Below are 3786 nucleotides of genomic sequence, written 5' to 3'. Positions count from 1 at the left end.
TTCCGGATTTTGCACGGGGCTATGCAACACCTAAGGTGGATGTGCGTGGCGCACTCGTCGAAGACGAGGCGATACTTCTCGTGCGCGAGCAATGCGACGGATTGTGGACATTGCCCGGCGGCTTTGCGGACGTCGGCCTATCTCCCGCTCGAAACGTGGAGAAGGAATTTCAGGAGGAGGCCGGGCTGAGGGTTTCTGCCCGACGCTTGTTCGGTGTCCGGCACAAAGCCAGTTCGGGCTATCCTCCTGACGTTCGTGATTTCTACAAGATGTTCTTTCTCTGCGACCGGACCGATTGCGCCATACCGCGACCCGGCGACGAAACCACCGACGCGCGCTTCTTCGGGATCGACGACTTGCCCCCCTTGTCGCGAGGGAGGACAATCGAAGCCGACATTCTTGCCGCTTTCGCCTTCGCCGCCGATGCAGCCAAGCCGGCGTTTTTTGATTAGGTTGCCGATTGGGAATGGCTGGCGTCCCGCCTGCGGTGGCCGCGCTCTATTCCGCTGCGCTCCACCGAGCCCCCGCTTCGCGCCGGTTCGTCGGCCGAGGCCGTGACGATCGACTGACGCAGGGGCCGGAGCCTGGCTCCGGCCCGAAGGTCATCGCGCTTGCGCGCGATGGCGTGGGCCTCCGGCCGTGCGGTGGGAGCGTCGCTCTCCTGTGAGCCCCGCCCGGCAGGGCGCAACCCTTGCGGGGTTCTCCATTTCATTCCGACCTTCGGTGCGCCCTGCCTCCATGGCTGGTCTCTCCGGTCGCTCTCGCCGCTCCCCCCGCTCAGCCGGGGCTGCGGTGGTTTTTAGAGCACGGAGAAGTCATCATGGAACTCAAGCATATCGAAATTTTGCACCTTTCGGTTTCACCCGCCAACATGCGCGGCGTCACCAAGAAGCCGGACCTGACCAATATACTGCCGTCGGTTCGGGCGCGAGGCATTCTTGTGCCGCTGATCGTCCGTCCGGGAACGGAGGAAGGCCACTACGAGATCGTCGCGGGCAAGCGGCGCTACCATGCGGCACTCACCGTTGCCGAAGAACAGGGCGGCATTGATCCGCTGCCCTGCGCGGTGATGGAGGCCGGGGACGACGCGGCGGCGCTCGAAGCCTCGCTGATCGAGAATATCGCCCGCCTCGACCCCGACGAAATCAATCGCTGCGAATCCTTCACCCGCCTCGTGCGCGAAGGGCGCAAGGTCGAGGAGATCGGCCTGACCTTCGGGTTGACCGACTTGCAGGTGAAGCGGACGCTGGCAATCGGCAATCTGCTTCCCCGCATCCGCACCATGTACCGGGCCGACAAGATCGATGCGGTGACCATGCGGCATCTGACCCTCGCCACCAAGACGCAGCAGCGCGACTGGCTGGCACTCGTCGATTGCCCCGAGAAGCACGCTCCCACGGGATCGAGCTTGAAGGCATGGCTATTCGGTGGAAGTGCGATTGCGGCCAAAGTCGCAATGTTCGATCTTGCCGATTGCACCCGTGAAATCGTCCCCGATCTGTTCGGCGAGGACAGCTATTTTGCCGATGCCGATGCTTTCTGGACGGCGCAGATGGCCGAGGTCGAGAAGCAGGCAGCCTTCTATCGCGAGACGGGATGGTGTGATGTCGTCGTCATGGAGCGAGGCGCCTATTTCAATAGCGGGGAGCACGAACGCTGTCCAAAGAAGAAGGGTGGCAAGGTCTTCGTGTCGCTCAGCCGGCGCGGCGAGGTTGTCTTTCACGAAGGCTATATCACGACGAAGGAAGCGCGGCGTCGCGCCAAGGGCGAAGCGGGCACCGATACGCCCAAGCCGGTGCGCCCCGAGGTCAGCGCGGCGCTCGGCAATTATATCGACCTGCACCGCCATGCCGCCGTGCGGGCGTCGGTGCTGTCCGAACCGGGGATCGCGCTTCGCATGATGGTCGCCCATGCCATCGTCGGGTCGCCGCTATGGCGAATCGAAGTCGAACGCCAGCGCGCCGTGAGCGATGCCACGGCCGAAAGCGTCGAGGTGTCGGCGAGCGAAGCGGCCTTCGATAAGGCGCGGCGGAACGTGCTCGATCTGCTCGGATTCGATCCCGAGACGCCCACCGTCGTTGGCGGCGATGATGGCGAACATGACATCGCCGGACTGTTCATCCGTTTAGCCGCACTGTCCGATGAGGCGGTAATGGGCATCCTGCCCGTCGTGATGGGCGAGACGCTTAGCGTCGGCAGTGCCGAGGTAGAGTTGCTCGGTCAGATCACCGGCACCGACATGCGCGGTTGTTGGAACGACGCGACCGTGCTGCCCGACCTTCTTCGCGACAAGCAACTGCTCACCGCCATCGTCGCCGAGGTTGCAGGGCCACAGGTCGCCGAAGCGAATGCCGGGGCGACCCCCAAGGTCCAGCGCGGCATTCTCGTCGATTGCCTCATCGGCAACAATGGCCGGGCCAAGGTGGATGGTTGGCTTCCCCGCTGGTTCGCCTTTCCGCCTACGGGCTACACCGAGCGCGACGGCATCGGCTGTGTCGAACGGAGCGATAATATCGCACCGCTGCTCGCCCCGGCACAGGTCGAAGACGAACCGGAACTTCGCGAGGCGGCTTGATGATCGGTGGCGTGCAATTGGGGGAGCGGCTCTGCCCGTTCCCCCAAATTTCGCCCGGCGCGAAAGCGCCGGGCATTCTCTTCTTGCTACCGACAGAGAAAGCACCAGCGCGTCGGTAGCTAGCCCAGCGCCGCGTTTTGCTCGTCTTCCAGCCGCTTGACCTCGCGTTCCAGCACTTCGCGGATGAAGGCCGCCCTGCGCTGCCGCCCGACCAGCTTGTCGATACGCTCGCCAAGCCCTTCCGGCAGACGAACATTGGTCGATTTCACATTGAGCGGCGGTCTTCCCATGCTCGCGTCGTAACCAAGCACGGCGCCCGTTCAATCGGAAGCCGAGTAAGCGGCACCGGTTATTGAATATTTCCTTCCTTTCAGGCTATAAGCGGTGCCGCTTATTCGGTCGGAGGGCCAATGGAGGCGTCCGAGGCGATGGAGCATGGAAGGAAGGTCCATCATGCCACGCAATATTCCTGCCGATGATTCGGCAATGGGTTCACCAACGTCCCGCCGTGCTCTTTTGAGCGCATTTGCCGCTGCACCCGCCGCAGCGCTTGCCGCCCCTGTCATATCTCCCTGGGATCATGCGCTAACGCTGCTTCACAATCGTTATGACGACGAACCGGCCGCGCTCGTCCGGACCAGAGAGCGGCGGAGTTTAAGCCGCTTCCGCTATCGCAATGCCGAAACCTTTTTCGAATCATTGGACCGGGGTTTCTACGATCGGCGCGACGAGATGCTTTATCAGTCGGGCATCGTCACCCAGCTCGCGCTGACGTCGCACCTGCTCGACGTCGGCTTTTCCGACCGGTGGAACGCCCGGCATGTCCGGCTCGATATCGCCAAAGGGCTGGCCTACGCCAACGCAACCGGCTTCGCGCATCACTGCCCCGACATGGCGCGCCTTGCGGCGGTTCTCTCGCCCTATTGGAAGTGGGGTCATGCGCACCAGTTCGACCAGCCGCGCCCCGACGATGGCGGATACACCCTTGACGCGGTTCGTCCGATCCTGCGCGCCTTGCTCGATCGCGTGCGCGACGTCACCGGGCATCCGCGCCCCGGGAGATCACGTCATCGTCAGAGGGAGGCGCGGTTATGACCGCGCCGCAGCAAGGCGCGGCGTTCGAGAAGGTCTTTCGCACCGAGCATCGGCGCCTTCTGCGTAAGCTCCGGCGTCGGGTCGGTCCCGATGAGGCGCTCGATCTGGTGCAGGAG

General features: G+C 63.6%; 4 protein-coding genes. 3 read left to right on the top strand and 1 reads right to left on the bottom strand.

Going from position 1 to position 3786, the window contains the following annotated elements; genetic code table 11:
* On the top strand, window positions 1-452 hold a 452-nt coding region (locus tag VGD20_RS02355), incomplete at its 5' end, for an NUDIX domain-containing protein (protein WP_331132917.1).
* Between the two features lie 368 nt (window positions 453-820).
* Window positions 821-2575, top strand: a complete 1755-nt coding sequence (locus VGD20_RS02350; RefSeq protein ID WP_331132916.1) for a ParB/RepB/Spo0J family partition protein — start codon at window positions 821-823, stop codon at window positions 2573-2575.
* Between the two features lie 119 nt (window positions 2576-2694).
* Here the strand turns inward: VGD20_RS02350 and VGD20_RS02345 are convergent, their stop codons facing one another.
* Window positions 2695-2844 (bottom strand): hypothetical protein, encoded by a 150-nt coding sequence (locus tag VGD20_RS02345; RefSeq protein ID WP_331132915.1) that lies wholly within the window; start codon window positions 2842-2844, stop codon window positions 2695-2697.
* A 247-nt stretch (window positions 2845-3091) separates the two neighbouring features.
* On the opposite strand from VGD20_RS02345, the gene VGD20_RS02340 reads away from it, so the two are divergent.
* Window positions 3092-3670, top strand: coding sequence for a hypothetical protein (locus VGD20_RS02340; protein WP_331132914.1), 579 nt, complete (start codon window positions 3092-3094; stop codon window positions 3668-3670).
* The last annotated feature ends 116 nt before the right edge of the window (window positions 3671-3786 follow it).

It is taken from the genome of Sphingopyxis sp. (assembly GCF_036402335.1).
Classification (GTDB): Bacteria; Pseudomonadota; Alphaproteobacteria; order Sphingomonadales; family Sphingomonadaceae; genus Sphingopyxis.
Note: the sequence above shows the minus strand (reverse complement) of the source record. Positions and strands in the feature narration are given on the sequence as shown.